Here is a 16,509-nt window from a genome sequence, read left to right on the forward strand (position 1 = left end):
CGGCTCGTTCAGCCGTTGACGACCGTCCCGCCGTTGGGGTGCAGCACCTGCCCCGACATGTAGCTCGAATCCTCGCACGCCAGGAACAGGAAGGACGGCGCGACCTCGTTGGGCTGGCCCGGCCGGCCCATCGGCGTGTTCTTGCCGAAGCTCTTGAGCTTCTCGGGACTCGCGCCGCCGAACGGGTTGAGCGGCGTCCAGATCGGCCCCGGCGCGACCGCGTTGACGCGGATGCCCTTGCCGACCAGATTCTCCGACAGCGAGCGGGTGAAGGCGGTGATCGCGCCCTTGGTCGACGAATAGTCGAGCAGCTCCTTCGATCCCTGATAGCCGGTGATCGAAGTGCAGTTGATGATGCGCGCGCCAGCCTTCAGGTGCGGCAGCGCCGCCTGCACCATGAAGAACATGCCGAAGATGTTGGTCTGGAAGGTGCGCCTGAGCTGCTCCTCGGTAATATCGGTGATGTCCTGATCGGGGTGCTGCTCGCCGGCGTTGTTGACCAGGACGTCGAGGCGCCCGAACGCGTCGATCGTCTCGGCGACGACGCGCTCGCACATCTTCTTCGAGCCGACGTCGGCGGTCAGCGTGATCGCGCGGCGGCCCTCCGACTCGACGATGCGCTTGGTCTCCAGCGCGTCCTCGGTCTCGCACAGATAGACAATCGCGATGTCGGCGCCCTCGCGGGCGAACAGCGCGGCGACGGCGCGGCCGATGCCGCTGTCGGCGCCGGTGACGATCGCGACCTGGCCCTGGAGCCGCCCCGATCCGGGATAGCGCGGCTGCCAGTCGGGCTTGGGCTCCAATGCGCTTTCGTGTCCGGGAAGCGCGTCTTCATGGATCATTTCGACGGTGTCGGTCATCGCTCCCATGTCCTCGGTTGGGATGATCGTCCAACCGGCGGGAGCGAGACGGGGTTCCTTCCTTCCGGAAGGAAGGGGTAGCCTGGGGCTCAGGCTGCGATGAGATGGGCCCCGGGAGCGCTGGCGCTGGCGAGGATCAGCACCGCGGTGAAGGCGAACGAGACGGTGCCGATGGCGAATGAGCGAAGCATGACGTGAACTCCTGGATCAGCGTTGAGGGCGGGGGCTCCGACGTTCCGGTCAGGCGAGCGGAACGTGCGGAGCCGAGGCGACGACCAGCATCATGGTGGCGATCAGCGCACCGAACACCGCGACGGCGCTGCGCTGGAAGGTCTCGAAACGGATAGCCATGGTGGCAACTCCCTGTCTTGTCGGCGGGTGCCGGACCATCCGGCGCCGATGGCAAGTGTTCTGCAGGGGTCGTGCCAATTTTCTAAGCTATTGATTTTGCGAGACGTGCTTTGTCGACATGGTGTCGAACGCCAATTTAATCCGTAGATTTTACCAATTATTGGCGGCCATGGCGCATCTGTTCGGACCAGTGCTCCGGCGAAGGCAGGAGCCCGGGCGGCAAGCGAACGGCATCTGATCCAGGGCTCCTGCCTTCGCAGGCGCACGCTTCCGCCTCATGGGGCAGGCAGCTAGGCCCGGGCAACCGATCCCACGCGCCCGGTCGGCGCCGGCTCGCCGCGCGAATAGGTGCCGGTGAGCAGTCCGGCGGCGAGCACGCGCCCGCGCATCACCGCGACGGCGTTGCCGCGGCTGTGAGCCTCGCCGGGCGTGTCGCTCGGCGCGAGCGCGAACAGCTGGAAGACGTAGCGATGCTCGCCATGGCCGGGCGGCGGATCGGGCGGCAGCCAGCCTTCGCGGCGGAAGCTGTTGCGGCCGACGTCGCCGCCCTCGCCGCCCGGACCGTCGGCGGCAATCGCGCCCTCGGCGAGCCGGCCGTCCTCGCCGGGCATCCCCCAGACGATGGCATGGACGAGCGGGCTCGGTGCCGGCGCGTCGGGGTCCTCGACGATCAGCACCAGGCTGTCGGTGCCCTCGGGCACGCCGGTCCAGAACAAGGGCGGCGACACGCCCGCGCCGTCGGCGGTGAAGCGCTCGGGCAGGCGCCCGCCGTCGGCGAAGGCGGGGCTGCGCAGCTCGAGCGCGGCGAAATTGCCGAGGTCCGGCTGGACGATGGCGAGCTTGTCGGCTCCCGCCCGCACCCCCTTGAGCACGGCGCCGAGCCAGCGGGGAACGTGTTCGAGCATCGCTTGCCCCCTTACTACAGGTCCAGCTTCTCGTAATCGGCGGGCGGGCTCACCAGTTCCATCCGCTCGGCGAGCAGCGGGCGGAAGCTCGGGCGGCTCTTCATGCCGACGTACCAGCGCTTGGCCTGTTCATGGCTCTTCCAGTCGATCCCGCCGAGATAGTCGGCGACCGAGATCTGGGCGGCGGCGGCGAGATCGGCCAGGCTCATCGTCGCGCCGGCGAGCCAGGTGCGGTGGTCGAGCAGGTAATCGATATAGTCGAGATGACCGACCACCGCCTTCATCGCCTCGCGCAGCGCCGCGCCGTCGGGCGTTCCCTGCCGCGTCACCCGCTTCAGCATCCGCTCGTTGAGGAACGGCGCGGTGATGTCGCGATAGAATTGCGTGTCGAACCAGGCGACCAGCCGGCGGATCTCGGCGCGGTTGGCGGCGGTGCCGTTGATCATCGCCGCCTTCTCGACCGTCTCCTCGAAATACTCGCAGATCGCCATCGAATCGATCAGCACCGTGCCGCGCTCGACGTCGACCATCACCGGCGTCTGGCCGGCGGGGTTCATGTCGATGAACTCGTCGCGCCGCAGCCAGGGGGACTCGCGCACCGGCTCATAGCCGACGCCTTTCTCGCCGAGCAGCAGACGGACCTTGCGGGAAAAGGGACAGAGCGGGAATTGGTAAAGCTGCCACATCGCCGCCACTCTTACGGCGAGCGCGGCGCGCGTCTAGGCGTCAATCATGATCCTCGTCGGGCGCCGACGAGAACAACCCCAGCGCCGCGACGAGCGGAGCCAACGCCGCCTGCAGCCGGTCGCCGGTCGCCTTGAGCTCGACCGCTATGGCGCCGGCGTCGCTTGCCGCCTGCCCGGCCGCGGCGACCGAACGGCGCGTGCGCTCCTGGAGGTGGCGGCGGTAATCGGGATCGCGGCGCCGCTCGATGTCGGCGAGCGTGTCGCCGGGATGGATGTCGTCGTCCGGATCGGTGTAGCGCGCGAGCGGCCCGACCCGCGTCGCCAGCAACGCATCGGCGATGTTGGTCACCGCCTGCGCAACGCCGTCCTGCACCACCGGGTTCGCCAGCGCCTCACCGATCTTGGCGGCGGATGCGGCGTGATCCTGCGCGGCGGCGGGGGCAGCGACGACGAAGGCGGCGGCGGTCAGAACGAGACGCATGACATCCTCACTCCATCGGGAGCGAATCGGAGGCGCTCCCTAGCTCCGCTCGGCTGAGCCGAAGCTGGACGTTCATACCAGCGTCCCTCTTCCATTGGGAGAGGGAAGGAGCCGCGAAGCGGCGGGAGGGGAGGAGAGCCCTCGGCCCTATTCCGCCGCGATCACCTCCACCTCGTCGTCGAGCGGATAGGCGAGCCGCGTCACCATCTCCTTCGGGCATATCTGCCAGAATTGGCCGCGCACGCGGTCCCAATCCTCGAGCAGCCCCGCCGCCCAGGCGCTGTCGGTCGCGTCGACATGCGCGCGGATCAGCGCGAGCAGCACCGATTCCCAATGGCGCGAGGCGAGCCGTTGCCAGACGATGCTCTCGGGATTGGCGCGCCGCTCGAAGCTGCCGTCGGCGTCGTGGACGAAGGCCATGCCGCCGGTCATGCCCGCGCCGAAGTTCGCGCCGACCCGGCCCAGCACCACCGCGGTGCCGCCGGTCATATATTCGCAGCCGTTGGCGCCGCAGCCCTCGACCACCACCTCGGCGCCCGAGTTGCGCACCGCGAAGCGCTCGCCCGCCTGTCCCGCCGCGAACAGCCGGCCAGCGGTCGCGCCGTAGAGCACGGTGTTGCCGATGATGGTGTTGTCCTGGCTGGCGAGCGGCGAGGATACCATCGGCCGCACCGCGATGATGCCGCCCGACAGGCCCTTGCCGACATAGTCGTTGGCATCGCCGAACACCTCGAGCTTGACGCCCTTGCACAGGAAGGCGCCGAGCGACTGGCCCGCCGAGCCGCGCAGGCGGATGGTGACATGGCCGTCGTCGAGCGCCGACATGCCGAAGGTGCGCGTGATCTCGCTGGAGAGCCGCGTGCCTACGGCGCGATGCGTGTTCCGCACCGAATAGGTGAGCTGCATCTTCTCGCGCCGCGAGAACACCGCGGCCGCATCGCGAATCATCTGCGCGTCGAGGCTGTCGGGCACCTCGTTGCGGAACGTCGACAGCGAGAAGCGCCGCTCCGCATCGGTCGCGTCGACCTTGGCGAGGATCGGGTTCAAATCGAGGTCGTCGAGATGCTCGGCGCCGCGGCTGACCTGGCGGAGCAGCTCGGTGCGTCCGATCACCTCGTCGAGGCTGGTGACGCCGAGGCGCGCCAGGATCTCGCGCACCTCCTCGGCGATGAAGGTCATCAGGTTGATGACCTTTTCGGGCGTGCCGGTGAACTTGGCGCGCAGGCGCTCGTCCTGCACGCACACGCCCACCGGGCAGGTGTTGGAGTGGCACTGGCGCACCATGATGCAGCCCATCGCGACCAGGCTCAGCGTGCCGATGCCATATTCCTCGGCGCCGAGGATCGCGGCGATGACGATGTCGCGCCCGGTCTTGAGGCCGCCGTCGGTGCGCAGGCGCACGCGGCCGCGCAGGCCGTTGAGGGTCAGCGTCTGGTTGACCTCGCTGAGCCCCATCTCCCACGGCGTGCCGGCATATTTGATCGACGTCTGCGGAGAGGCGCCGGTGCCGCCGACATGGCCGGAGACGAGGATGACGTCGGTATGGGCCTTGGCGACGCCGGCCGCGACGGTGCCGATGCCGGCCGAGCTCACCAGCTTGACGCAGACCCGCGCACGCGGGTTGATCTGCTTGAGGTCGTAGATGAGCTGCGCTAGGTCCTCGATCGAATAGATGTCGTGGTGCGGCGGCGGCGAGATCAGGCCGACGCCCGGAGTCGCGTGGCGCAACTTCGCGATCAGCTCGGTGACCTTGAAGCCGGGAAGCTGGCCGCCCTCGCCGGGCTTGGCGCCCTGGGCGACCTTGATCTCGATCTCGTCGCAGGCGTTGAGATATTCCGCGGTCACGCCGAAGCGGCCCGAGGCGATCTGCTTGACGCTCGAATTGGCGTTGTCGCCATTGTCGTAGGGCCGGTAACGCGAGCTGTCCTCGCCGCCCTCGCCCGACACCGCCCGGGCGCCGATGCGGTTCATCGCGATCGCCAGCGTCTCGTGCGCCTCGGGGCTGAGCGCGCCCAACGACATGCCCGGCGTCACGAAGCGCTTGCGGATCTCGGTGATCGCCTCGACCGAATCGATCGGCACGCCCTCGCGCGGATAGTTGAACTCGAGCAGATCGCGCAGGTACACCGGCGGCAGGTCGCGCACGCCGCGCGCGAACTGCAGATAGGTCGAATAGCTGTCGGTCGCGACCGCCGTCTGCAGCGTGTGCATGAGCTGCGCCGAATAGGCGTGCGTCTCGCCGCCGTGGCGCTGGCGGTAGAAGCCGCCGATCGGCAGCATCGCCACCGCGCCGTCGAACGCGGCGTCGTGGCGGAGCTTGGCGCTGAGGTGCAGCGAAGCATAGCCCTCGCCCGAGATCTTGGCGGGCATCCCCGGGAACAGGTCGTCGACCAGCGCACGGCTGAGCCCGACCGCCTCGAAGTTGTAGCCGCCGCGATAGCTGGAGATCACCGCGATCCCCATCTTCGACATGATCTTGAGCAGCCCCTCGTCGATCGCGGTGCGGTGGCGCTGGAGGCATTGATCGAGGCTCAGCTCGCCGAACAGCCCGCGCGCGTGGCGGTCGGCGATCGCCGCCTCGGCGAGATAGGCGTTCACCGTGGTCGCCCCCACGCCGATCAGCACCGCGTAATAATGGGTGTCGAGGCACTCTGCGGTGCGGATGTTGACGCTGGCATAGCTCCTGAGGCCGCGGCGGACGAGATGCGTATGCACCGCCGCCGCGGCGAGCACGCCGGCGATGGCGACGCGGTCGGGGCCGATATGCTCGTCGGTCAGGAACAGCTCGCTCTTGCCCTGCCGCACCGCCTGCTCGGCCTGGGCGCGGATGTCGGCGATCGCGGCGCGCAGCGCTTCCGGCCCGCCATCGGCGGGGAAGGTGCAGTCGATCTCGGCCGCGTGCGGGCCGAAATGTCCTTTCAGACGGTCCCAATCGCGGTTGGTGAGCACCGGACTCTCAAGCACCAGCACCTTGCTCGGCGCGGCCTGGGTGTCGAGGATATTGGCAAGGTTGCCGAAGCGCGTCTTCAGCGACATCACGTGCCGCTCTCGCAAGGAATCGATCGGCGGGTTGGTGACCTGGCTGAAGTTCTGGCGGAAGAACTGGCTGATCAGCCGCGGCTTGTCCGAGATGACGGCGAGCGGCGTGTCGTCGCCCATCGAGCCGATCGCCTCCTTGGCCCCCTCGACCATCGGCGACAGGATCAGCTCCATGTCCTCCAGCGTCTGGCCGGCCGCGACCTGGCGGCGCGCCAGCTCGGCACGGTCGAAGCGCAGAGGTTCGCCCTTGATTGCGCGAAGGTCGTCGATGCTCAGGAACTCGCCGATCATCGCGCCGTAATCGGCTTCGCCGGCGAGGCGGTCCTTGACCTCGCGGTCGTGGAGGAGCTGGCCCTGGTCGAGGTCGACCGCGATCATCTGGCCGGGGCCGAGCCGGCCCTTCTCGATCACGGTGCTCTCGGGCACCACGACCATCCCCGTCTCCGACCCGACGATCAGCAGCCCGTCGCCGGTCCGCGTATAGCGCAGCGGCCGGAGCGCATTGCGATCCATCCCTGCCACCGCCCAGCGCCCGTCGGTCATCGCCAGCGCGGCGGGACCGTCCCACGGCTCCATCACGCTCGCGAGATATTTGTACATCTGGACGTGCGCGAGCGGCATCTCGCCCTTCGGCCCCCAGGCCTCGGGGATCAGCATCAGCTTGGCGGTCGGCGCGTCGCGGCCGGAGCGGCAGATCGCCTCGAACACCGCGTCGAGCGCGGCGGTGTCGCTGGCGCCGGCCGGGATCACCGGCTTGATGTCCTCCGATCGCTCGCCGAACGCGATCGAAGCCATCTTGATCTCGTGGCTCCGCATCCAGTTCTTGTTGCCGCGGATCGTGTTGATCTCGCCGTTGTGCGCCAGGCAGCGGAACGGCTGCGCCAGCCACCATTGCGGGAAGGTGTTGGTCGAATAGCGCTGATGGAAGATCGCGACCCGGCTCTCGAACCGCTCGTCCTTGAGGTCCGGATAGAACTCGCTGAGGCTCTCCGCGAGGAACAGCCCCTTGTAGACGATCGACCGGCAGCTCAGCGAGCAGACGTAGAAGCCGCTGATCTGCGCCGCGATCACGCGCTTCTCGATGCGGCGGCGGATCAGGTAGAGGTTCTTCTCGAACTCGGCCGCGTCCTGCTCGTCGGGAAGGGGCCCGGCGATCATGATCTGCTCGATCTCCGGGCGCGTCGCCTGCGCCTTCATCCCGATCACCGACACGTCGACCGGCACCTGGCGCCAGCCATAGATGGTGTAGCCCGCCTCGATGATCTCGCTCTCGACGATGGTCCGGCAGGTCTCCTGCGCGGTGAGATCGGTGCGCGGCAGGAACATCATGCCGACCGCGAGCCGGTTCGGCAGCACGCGGTGGCCCGAGGCGACCACGGCGTCGTCGAAGAACTTGGCGGGCAGGTCGACATGGATGCCGGCGCCGTCGCCGGTCTTGCCGTCGGCGTCGACCGCGCCGCGGTGCCACACCGCCTTCAGCGCGTCGATCGCGGCGGCGACGACACGGCGCGAGGGTACGCCATCGGTGGCGGCGACCAGGCCGACGCCGCAGGCATCGCTCTCGAACTCGGGGCGGTACATGCCCTCGCGGGCAAGGCGGAGGCGTTCGGCGTCACTCATCGGTCTTGGTCTCGGGCTTGGGCGGAGGCGGCAGGTGCGCGGTCGCTTTCTCCGCCTTTTCCAGGATCGCGGGCATCGCCTTCATGAGCTCGGGCGTGAGGCTCATCATCTCCTGCATCATCTCCTGATCCATGAACATCATCAGATATTCACGGGCGAACATGGCCCCCGACGGCGTTGCGAAGAAGGCATTGATGTCGTCGAGCTGCCGGAGCGTGAACTTGCGCGCGAACGCCCGGGCGAGCGCGGCGCGGATGCGCGGCTCCATGCCGTCGAACACCTTCCCCATTTCCTCGAACATCACGTTCGTGGTGAGGCGCATCCGCTCCTTGAAGGCCGGGTCCTTGTTCGCTGCCGCCTCGCCCAAGGTCTTGCCGCTCTCGATGCCCTTCTCGGCGGGAAGGCCGAGCTCGCCCGGCGTCTTCCCCATCATCTGGGACATCATCGCATCCATGATCTGCGGCATCTTGTCGCGCATCATGGTCATGTAGATGCCCTTGGGGACGAGCGCGGCGACCGCCTTCTCGGCGGCGGCGAGCCGGGCGGGATCGGCTGGCGCAGGCGCGGTCGCCTCCGTCGCAGCGGTCTGCGCGGCCGCCGGCGTCGCCAGCGCAATCAGCAGGGTTCCGATCACCGTCTTCATGCCGCCACCTTCCCCTTCACCTTGAGATACTGATGCATCCTGCCCGCGACGTCGCGGCCGTCGCGGATCGCCCACACCACCAGGCTCGCACCGCGGACGATGTCGCCGGCGGCGAACACGCCGTCGAGGCTGGTCATCATCGTCTTGTTGTCGGTCCTGAGCGTTCCCCAGCGCGTGACACCGAGCTCGGGCACGTCGAACAGCCGCGGCAGGTCCTCCGCGTCGAAGCCGAGCGCCTTGATGACGAGATCGGCCTCCAGCCGGAAGTCGCTGCCCGGGTCCGGCTCGGGCGCGCGGCGGCCGCTGGCGTCGGGAGCGCCGAGCCGCATCTTCTCCACGCGGACCGCCTTCACCCGCTCGTTACCATCGTTAGTTTTGGCCTCGAACGCCTGCGGGGCGGAGAGCCAGACGAACTCGACGCCTTCCTCCTCGGCGTTGGCGACCTCGCGCTGCGAGCCCGGCATGTTGGCGCGGTCGCGGCGGTAGAGGCACTTCACCGACGCGGCGCCCTGACGGACGGCGGTCCGCACGCAGTCCATCGCGGTGTCGCCGCCGCCGATCACCACGACGTGCTTGCCCGCGGCATCGAGGCTGCCGTCGTCGAACTCGGGCACGTCGTCGCCGAAGCTCTTGCGGTTGGAGGCGGTGAGATAGGCGAGCGCCTCGACCACTCCGGCCGAGCCGATACCCGGCGCCTTGATCGCGCGTGGCTTGTAGACGCCGGTGGCGATCAGCAGCGCGTCGTGCCGCTCGCGCAGCTCGTCCAAGGTCGCGTCGCGGCCGACTTCGAAGCTCTCGTGAAAGACGATGCCGCCTTCGCGCAGCCGCTCGATGCGGCGCATCACCACCGGCTTCTCGAGCTTGAAGCCGGGAATGCCATAGGTCAGCAGCCCGCCCATCCGGTCGTGCCGGTCGTAGACATGGACGTCATAGCCATAGCCGCGAAGATACTCGGCCGCGCTGAGCCCCGCCGGTCCCGCGCCGACGATGCCGACCGACTGGCCCCGCGCCGGCCCGACCGCGACCGGCTCGACCCAGCCCTCTTCCCAGGCGGTGTCGGTGATGAACTTCTCGACCGAGCCGATCGTCACCGCGCCGTGGCCGGAGAACTCGATCACGCAATTGCCTTCGCAGAGGCGATCCTGCGGGCAGATGCGGCCGCAGATCTCCGGCATGGTCGAGGTCGCGTTGCTCAGCTCATAGGCCTCGCGCAGCCGCCCCTCGGCGGTGAGCCGCAGCCAGTCGGGGATATGGTTGTGCAGCGGGCAGTGCACCGAGCAATAGGGCACGCCGCATTGCGAGCAGCGGCTTGCCTGCTCCTCGGCGGCGGGCACGCCGTAGCGTTCCGTGATCTCGCGGAAATCCTCCGCGCGCGCCTGCGCCTCCCGCTTGGCGGGGTACGCCTGCGTCCGGGTCACGAATTGAAGAAGCTTTTCGCCAGCCATGATCGACCTTTCGCCGCCGGGTAACGCGAAACGCTGCCAAGGTCATAGGTCAAATCGGCAGATACGGCACCAATCCTGTCCCATCTCCACGCCGAAAAGGTCTTTTCGATCGTCGAGACGAAAGGACCTTTCAAAAATAGTTCCGATTATTGACCTATCTGAACTGCAGCCACACCAGCGCGAGCGCGCCGGCAGCGATTCGGTACCAGGCGAAGGGCGCGAAGCCATGGCGGGTGACGATGCCGACGAACCACCGGATCACCAGTAGCGCGACGATGAACGAGACGACGAAGCCGACCGCGATCTGGCTCCAGCCGGTGTCGCCGAGATGCTCGTGGTTCTTGTAGAGATCATAGGCCGAGGCGGCGAGCATCGTCGGCACCGCGAGGAAGAAGCTGAACTCGGCGGCGGTGCGCCGCTCGACCCCCAGTCCCAGCGCGCCCATGATCGTCGCGCCCGAGCGGCTGATGCCGGGAATCATCGACAGGCACTGGATCACGCCGATGCCGAGCGCGGTGCGCCAGCTCATCCCCTCGACGCTGTGCACCTCGGCATTGCGCACGAATCGTTCGATCACCAGGATGGCGATGCCACCGACGATCAGCGCGACCGCGACGATCGTCGGGTTCTCGAGCATCGCCTTGACCGCCTTGTAGACGATCACGCCGATCACCGCCGAGGGCAGGAAGGCGAGCAGCAGGTTGCGGATGAAGATCAGCGCCCCGCGCTCGACGCGGAACAGTCCCTGCGCGACATCCCAGAAGCGCCGCCAGTAAAGCACCACCACCGCCAGGATCGCCCCCAGCTGGATGACGATGTCGAAGGTGCCGGCGCTCTCGCCGTGGAAGCCGAGCAGCGCCCCCGCCAGGATCAGGTGCCCGGTCGAGGACACCGGCAGGAACTCGGTCACGCCCTCGACGATGCCGAGCAGGATCACGGTCAGAAGGTCCATCACGGCCTCACTTTCAGGCCGCGGACGGGCGGCACGCTAACGGGAACTCGGGTTCAGGCAGGCAGGCGCTTGGCGAAGCGTCCATGGCGGCGGAAGCGCACCAGCCAGGCGGGCGCGACGCTGGCGAGCGGGGTCGGGTCGATGCCGAACGCCCCGAGCCCTTCGGCACCCGAGGACACGACATTGTCGCGGTGGAGCATCCGCCACTGGTCCATCGTGATCGGCGCGCCCGGCAGGAAGCCGAACGCCGCGATCAGGCTGCCGAGCGAATCGGGCAGGTCGACCATCAGCGGCTCGCGCCCGATGGCACGGCCGAGCCAGCGGTAGAGCTCGGTCATGGTGAGCACGTCGGGCCCGCCGAGCTCATAGATGCGGCCGGCATGGTGCTCGGGGCCGGCGAGCGCCCTCGCCGCCGCGGTCGCGACGTCCTTGACGTAGACCGGCTGAAAGCGGGCCTGCCCGCGCAGCACCGGCAGCACGGGCGCGCGGGCGATCAGCCCGGCGAAGCGGTTGGTGAACTGATCCTCGCGCCCGAACACCAGCGACGGGCGCAGGATCGTCGCGCCCGGGAAGGCGACCAGCACCGCCTTCTCGCCCTCGCCCTTGGTGCGGCCGTAAGTCGAGGGCGATTCGGGATCGGCGCCGAGCGCGGAGACATGGACGAGCGCTCCGACATGCTTGGCGGCGGCCGTCTCCGCGATGATGCGCGCCCCGCCGGCATTGACCGCGGCCATATCGGCGAAGCTGCCGACGAGATTGACCACGGCGTCTGCGCCCTCGATCGCGCGGGCGACGGTGGCGGGCCTAGTCACGTCCGCGGCGACGAACTGGGTCTGACCGAGGCCGCCGAGCGGCTTCAGGAACCAGGCGTCGCGGGGGACGCGCTGCGCGACTCGCACGCGCGCGCCGGCGGCAAGCAGTGCCTGCGCCACATAGCGGCCGACGAATCCGCCGCCGCCGAACAGGGTGATGAGCTGGTCCTTCATTGCGCCTGTCAAGGATTCCCGGGATGTCACGGCCCCCATGCCGCGTACGCGCGCGCTCGGCAAGGCCAACAGCCGGTTGACAACCGCAGATCCCATTCATTAGAGCGCGCCGCCTACCCCGTGCCCAGATGGCGGAATTGGTAGACGCACCGTCTTCAGGTGGCGGCGCTCGAAAGGGCGTGGAGGTTCGAGTCCTCTTCTGGGCACCAGAGACCTTTCCGGGAACGTCCGGGATCGTCCAGCAAGCGGCTGGTTTTCCAGCATTTTCTCAGAGAGAATCGCCGATTGGAATCCGGGCTCATCCGCCCGGAACCATCGGCATACCATCAGCTTTGAAAGAACGAGCGGGAGGGCCGCGCGCCGATCGGTGAAATACCCGCAGGATGAGCTACGAGCCGTTCCTCAATCGGCAGCGTAGAGCCGTCAACGTTATCTTCGGCATGTTCATAGCACTGCTGGCCTTCATGTGGGTTGCGGCCGCCGCTGATCTTCTCTTCGCCTTCGGCTGGGGATGGGACAGGCAGATACTGTGGCTTGCGCCGCCGATGATGCTCTTCGCGGCGCTGGTTCGCTTCTGCGCCTTTGCGATCTTCAAATTCGTGGGCAGCAACTTTTGACCGCAGCTAATCCACCGCCGTCACGCCCGTTTAATGCGTTCACGGTCTAGTTGAGGATCCTCAAATCTTTCACATGCTCAATGAATGCGCGAAGCTTGGGATGAACCTGCGAGCGCCGGGGGTAATATAGATATATCCCGGTGCTGCTTCCCGCATAGCGATCCAGCACGATTTCGAGATCGCCGGCTTCGGCCCTGTCCATGATGGCGACTTCGCTCGTGTAGAGGAGACCGGAACCGTCGAGCGCCACATCCAGCGCGAGCGTTGCATCGTTGGTGATGAGCGAGCCTCTCACCTGCACCGCGAACTCCTTGCCTTCGTTCTCGAATTCCCAGCGGTCGTAGATGCGCTCGCCCGCGCCAACGCAGATGCAGTCGTGCGACAGGAGATCCTTAGGCTGCTCCGGACGACCGAACTTGTCGAGATATCTGGGCGCGCCCGCGACCACCCAGCGAACGGGGCCCAGAAGCTTGAGCGCGACCATGTCCTGCGCGAGGATCTCCGATACCCGGATTCCCGCATCGAACCCTCTCTCGAAAATGTTGGTTGCCGCGTTCTCGATAAAGACCTCCACCGTGACGTCGGGGTATCTTTCGACAAAGCTGGCCACGGCGGGTTTCAGGAAATTCGGGTAGATCAGCTGCGGCACGTTCAACCGCAGCCGCCCGGCCGGCCTCTCGGCAGAGCTTCCCGCGTCCGCCATCGCGGCCAGGATCAGTTCCAGCGCCGGTCCCGCCTGGCGGAGAAACCTCTCGCCGGCCTCGGTCGGGCTGGTGGCCCTGGTGGTCCGCGTCAGCAGCGTCACACCGAGCCGCGCTTCGAGTTGCCTGATCATCTTGCTGACCGCCGACGGCGAGACCCTGAGGGACTTGGCCGCGGCCGTGAAGTTGCGGCTGTCCGCAACGAGCTTCAGGGCCAGCAGCCCGTCCAGCTGATTCTTGTCCATTGTGAACCTTTGGTCAAAAGCTCGTCTACCAATACGCCACTTATGGAAATACCGGAACGCGCTATCTCTTCGACATCCGAAAGATGGTATGAAGGAGACGATCGATGCGATCGAAGATCATAGCAGCAGGAGTAGCTTCCCTGGTCGGCCTCGCGGGCACGGCAGAGGCGAATAGCGCAGGCCGCAAGGCCGATCAGGCCCCTATCGTGAGCCTGGCGGATTTTACTGCGGCGGTAAGCGCGGATCGCACCGTCGCGCGCAGGCCCGTCACGTTCAAGAACGGGCAGATCGACATGGCCGGCGTGATCTTTGCGCCCGCCAACATGGAGCAGGGCAAGATCTATCCGACGATCGTCATCGTCCATCCGGGCGGCGGCGCCAAGGAACAGACTGCGAGCCTCTACGCCTGGCGCCTCGCGCAGAACGGCTATGTCGCGCTCGCCTTTGACGCGTCCCACCAGAACGAGAGCGGCGGCGAGCCCCGTCTGCTCGAAGACCCGACAGCCCGTGTGGAGGACGCGAGGAGCGCGGTCGATTATCTGACCACGCTTTCCTTCGTCGATCGCGAGCGCATTGCGGCGCTCGGCATCTGCGCCGGTGGCGCCTACGCCATCAACGCGACGATGACCGATCACCGTATCAAGGCGGTCGCCGGCATCAGCTCGTTCAATTACGGTGACGGCATGCGCAAGGGCTGGCGAGGCACGGGAACGGTCGAGGAACTGCGCGCCACGCTCCAGACCGTCGCCGAGCAGCGCACCGCGGTAGCCAATGGCGCGGAGCCCGTGCTGCTTCCCTATGTGCCGGATACGACCGAAGGCGTCACCGAACCCGACATGGTGGAAGCCAGCGAATATTACCGGCTGGCAAACCGCTGGAAGCTCGACCGTCAGCCGAACCGTTTCCTCGCCAGCAGCAACGACAAGCTCATCGCGTTCGACGCCTTCATCGGTATCGGCACCTTGCTGACGCAGCCGCTTCTGCTGATCGCCGGCAGCGACGCGGGCTCGAAATGGCACAGCGACCGCGCCTTCGCCGAGGCGACGAGCGCGAGCGAGAAGGAACTCTTCGTCGTCCCGGGCGGCACCCATATGAGCCTGTACGACCGCGATGTGGGCAAGGCGATGCCCAAGCTGCTCGAGTTCTTCGGCAAGCACCTCGGCAACTCGGCAAGCTGATACGGCAACCCATGAGAGGATGGCCCGCAAGGGCCATCCTCGGCCGCGCTGACAGGTGCCAATGCCTCGTCCACGCACCGCCGTCGCGCCCATCAGACAAGGGACGCAGAATGTCTTCGAAACTCACCGGTACCGTCGCGCTCGTCACCGGCGCCAGCAGCGGCATCGGCCATGCCACCGCACGTGCGCTTGCCGATCAGGGGGCTGCGGTCGCCCTCGTCGCGCGCCGCAAGGACCGCCTCGACGCGCTCGTCCGCGACATCGAAAGCATCGGGGGCAGGGCCGTCGCAATCCCCAGCGACATCACCGATCGGGCGAGCGCCGAAGCGGCCGTTCGACAGACGGTCGAACACTTCGGCCGTCTGGACATTCTCGTCAACAATGCGGGCGTGATGATCATCGGTCCGGTCGCTGAGAACGAGATCGAGGCTTGGGAGCAGATGATCGCGCTCAATCAGCAGGCGCTCCTCTACATGACCAAGGCCGCGTTGCCGCACCTGCAAGCGGCCGCGGAGAATGCGGCGCGCCGCGTCGCCGATATCGTCAACATCTCTTCCTATGCCGGTCGCGTCGCCTCACCCAACTTCGCCGTCTACAACATGACCAAGTTCGGCGTGAACGGCTTCACCGAGGCCCTGCGCCAGGAACTGGCGTCCAGCCACGTCCGCGTCGGGGTACTGGAGCCGGGCGCCGTCAAGACCGAGCTCAACGACAACCATCAAGGCGCAATCCGCGCCGAGATCGAGGCATTTTTCGAGAGCATCGAGGCGCTTGAGGCCGAGGACATCGCCGATGGCGTCGCCTATATGGTCACCCGCCCGCGCCATGCGGCCATTGTCGAGTTGTGGATTATGCCGACCGAACAGACGGGAAAAGTGTAGTCGATCGCGTTCCACAACACGGGAGCGCTTCGCTGAGGCGACATTCGCAGGGGCGCCTCGATGCGGCCTTCGGGCGATCCCGCCGGCCGCATCGCGCCCATTTGACCACGCCCCACTCAAGCGCTTGCGGAAGACGGCGCCCGGCCAGCGCCCGCGATCAACTCGACGATGGTGGTGACCGGAGCGACCGCCTGCGCGCCGGCGATGAAGCCGACAAGGGGCACGAGCAGCAGCGCGCCGCCACCTCCGCCGACGGTGGAAACGATCCAGGCGGTGAAGCCCGAGCCGGCGAGCAGGACGTAGTCGATGGCTCAGCTGCCGGGCGCGGGCGCGGTGAAGCCGGCAAGTCCCGTAATGCCGAGCCGCTGCTCGATCGCGGCCACGCGCCGGACCGCCTGATCGAACCCGTCCTCGCCGAACTGCCGGTGCTCGATCTCCTCGAACGTCTCGGCGAGCTCGTGAAGCCGCTCGGGCGGCATCGCCTCCTTCCAGGCGGGGAACACGATCGTGTCCTCCCAGGCGGCATGGGCCTCATACATTCGGTTCATCGCCGTGAGCGCGCGCGACAGCGGCTCCGCGCTCGCCGTGGCGATCGACCCGCCTCCGACGGTCTGGAGGATATAGTCGGTGACCTCACGGCCGCGCCGGTGCTGGGCGAGCAGCGTGTCGACGAGCGCGCCGGCCTCGCCGCCCGCGCGCCGCACCTCAGGAAACAGGAACCGTTCCTCGAGACCGCGCTCGTGATAATCCTCGCCGAACCGGCGGAACAGCGTGGCAGCATCTCCCAGAAGCCGGCGCCGATCGGATCGATCAGCAGGCGGCGGCTCAGCCATGATCTGTCTGCCTGGGCGCGTGCCGAGATTGCTCGTCCTGCATCGCTTCCTCCATTATGGCTGATGCACGCAAGATCGGCTCAGGG

Annotated in this window: 14 protein-coding genes and 1 tRNA gene; 4 read left to right on the top strand and 11 right to left on the bottom strand. The window is 67.4% G+C overall.

Annotated features, from left to right (window positions below):
• Positions 1 to 8: 8 nt before the first annotated feature.
• From ACMGER_RS05640 to ACMGER_RS05680, 9 genes are all read right to left on the bottom strand, one after another.
• The gene (locus ACMGER_RS05640; RefSeq protein WP_436811116.1) at positions 9 to 860 is read right to left on the bottom strand and encodes an SDR family oxidoreductase; all 852 of its coding nucleotides are present in this window, start codon (positions 858 to 860) and stop codon (positions 9 to 11) included.
• 641 nt (positions 861 to 1,501) lie between these two features.
• Positions 1,502 to 2,116, bottom strand: a complete 615-nt coding sequence (locus ACMGER_RS05645) for a YbhB/YbcL family Raf kinase inhibitor-like protein (protein WP_436811117.1) — start codon at positions 2,114 to 2,116, stop codon at positions 1,502 to 1,504.
• A gap of 14 nt (positions 2,117 to 2,130) precedes the next feature.
• Complete coding sequence (locus tag ACMGER_RS05650) at positions 2,131 to 2,802, bottom strand: glutathione S-transferase family protein (protein WP_233784471.1); 672 nt, start codon at positions 2,800 to 2,802, stop codon at positions 2,131 to 2,133.
• 40 nt (positions 2,803 to 2,842) lie between these two features.
• Positions 2,843 to 3,283 (bottom strand): hypothetical protein, encoded by a 441-nt coding sequence (locus ACMGER_RS05655; protein ID WP_436811118.1) that lies wholly within the window; start codon positions 3,281 to 3,283, stop codon positions 2,843 to 2,845.
• A 147-nt stretch (positions 3,284 to 3,430) separates the two neighbouring features.
• Positions 3,431 to 7,942 carry a glutamate synthase large subunit gene (gltB, locus tag ACMGER_RS05660; protein WP_436811119.1) on the bottom strand — a complete coding sequence of 1,504 codons (4,512 nt, stop codon included), beginning with the start codon at positions 7,940 to 7,942 and terminating at the stop codon, positions 3,431 to 3,433.
• The gene (locus tag ACMGER_RS05665) at positions 7,935 to 8,585 is read right to left on the bottom strand and encodes a DUF2059 domain-containing protein (protein ID WP_436811120.1); all 651 of its coding nucleotides are present in this window, start codon (positions 8,583 to 8,585) and stop codon (positions 7,935 to 7,937) included. The genes gltB and ACMGER_RS05665 overlap by 8 nt, the downstream gene beginning before the upstream one ends.
• Positions 8,582 to 10,030: an NAD(P)-dependent oxidoreductase gene (locus tag ACMGER_RS05670; protein ID WP_436811121.1), complete on the bottom strand. Its 1,449-nt coding sequence runs from the start codon at positions 10,028 to 10,030 to the stop codon at positions 8,582 to 8,584. Before ACMGER_RS05670 ends, ACMGER_RS05665 begins: the two co-directional genes overlap by 4 nt.
• A 154-nt stretch (positions 10,031 to 10,184) precedes the next feature.
• The gene (locus ACMGER_RS05675) at positions 10,185 to 10,982 is read right to left on the bottom strand and encodes an undecaprenyl-diphosphate phosphatase (RefSeq protein ID WP_436811122.1); all 798 of its coding nucleotides are present in this window, start codon (positions 10,980 to 10,982) and stop codon (positions 10,185 to 10,187) included.
• 53 nt (positions 10,983 to 11,035) lie between these two features.
• Complete coding sequence (locus tag ACMGER_RS05680; RefSeq protein ID WP_436811123.1) at positions 11,036 to 11,968, bottom strand: complex I NDUFA9 subunit family protein; 933 nt, start codon at positions 11,966 to 11,968, stop codon at positions 11,036 to 11,038.
• Between the two features lie 122 nt (positions 11,969 to 12,090).
• On the opposite strand from ACMGER_RS05680, the gene ACMGER_RS05685 reads away from it, so the two are divergent.
• Positions 12,091 to 12,177, top strand: a tRNA-Leu gene (locus ACMGER_RS05685).
• 174 nt (positions 12,178 to 12,351) lie between these two features.
• On the top strand, positions 12,352 to 12,585 hold the full coding sequence (locus ACMGER_RS05690; RefSeq protein ID WP_436811124.1) for a hypothetical protein: 234 nt from the start codon (positions 12,352 to 12,354) through the stop codon (positions 12,583 to 12,585).
• 46 nt (positions 12,586 to 12,631) lie between these two features.
• On the opposite strand, the gene ACMGER_RS05695 is transcribed toward ACMGER_RS05690, so the two are convergent.
• Positions 12,632 to 13,531, bottom strand: coding sequence for a LysR substrate-binding domain-containing protein (locus tag ACMGER_RS05695; RefSeq protein ID WP_436811125.1), 900 nt, complete (start codon positions 13,529 to 13,531; stop codon positions 12,632 to 12,634).
• 206 nt (positions 13,532 to 13,737) lie between these two features.
• Between ACMGER_RS05695 and ACMGER_RS05700 the strand changes: the two genes are divergently transcribed.
• Positions 13,738 to 14,709, top strand: coding sequence for an alpha/beta hydrolase (locus ACMGER_RS05700; RefSeq protein WP_436811126.1), 972 nt, complete (start codon positions 13,738 to 13,740; stop codon positions 14,707 to 14,709).
• 11 nt (positions 14,710 to 14,720) lie between these two features.
• Complete coding sequence (locus tag ACMGER_RS05705; protein ID WP_436811127.1) at positions 14,721 to 15,590, top strand: SDR family NAD(P)-dependent oxidoreductase; 870 nt, start codon at positions 14,721 to 14,723, stop codon at positions 15,588 to 15,590.
• Between the two features lie 311 nt (positions 15,591 to 15,901).
• On the opposite strand, the gene ACMGER_RS05710 is transcribed toward ACMGER_RS05705, so the two are convergent.
• Positions 15,902 to 16,423: a hemerythrin domain-containing protein gene (locus ACMGER_RS05710; RefSeq protein WP_436811128.1), complete on the bottom strand. Its 522-nt coding sequence runs from the start codon at positions 16,421 to 16,423 to the stop codon at positions 15,902 to 15,904.
• Positions 16,424 to 16,509: the final 86 nt, after the last annotated feature.

It is taken from the genome of Sphingomonas astragali (genome assembly GCF_051400615.1).
Taxonomy (GTDB): Bacteria; Pseudomonadota; Alphaproteobacteria; order Sphingomonadales; family Sphingomonadaceae; genus Sphingomonas.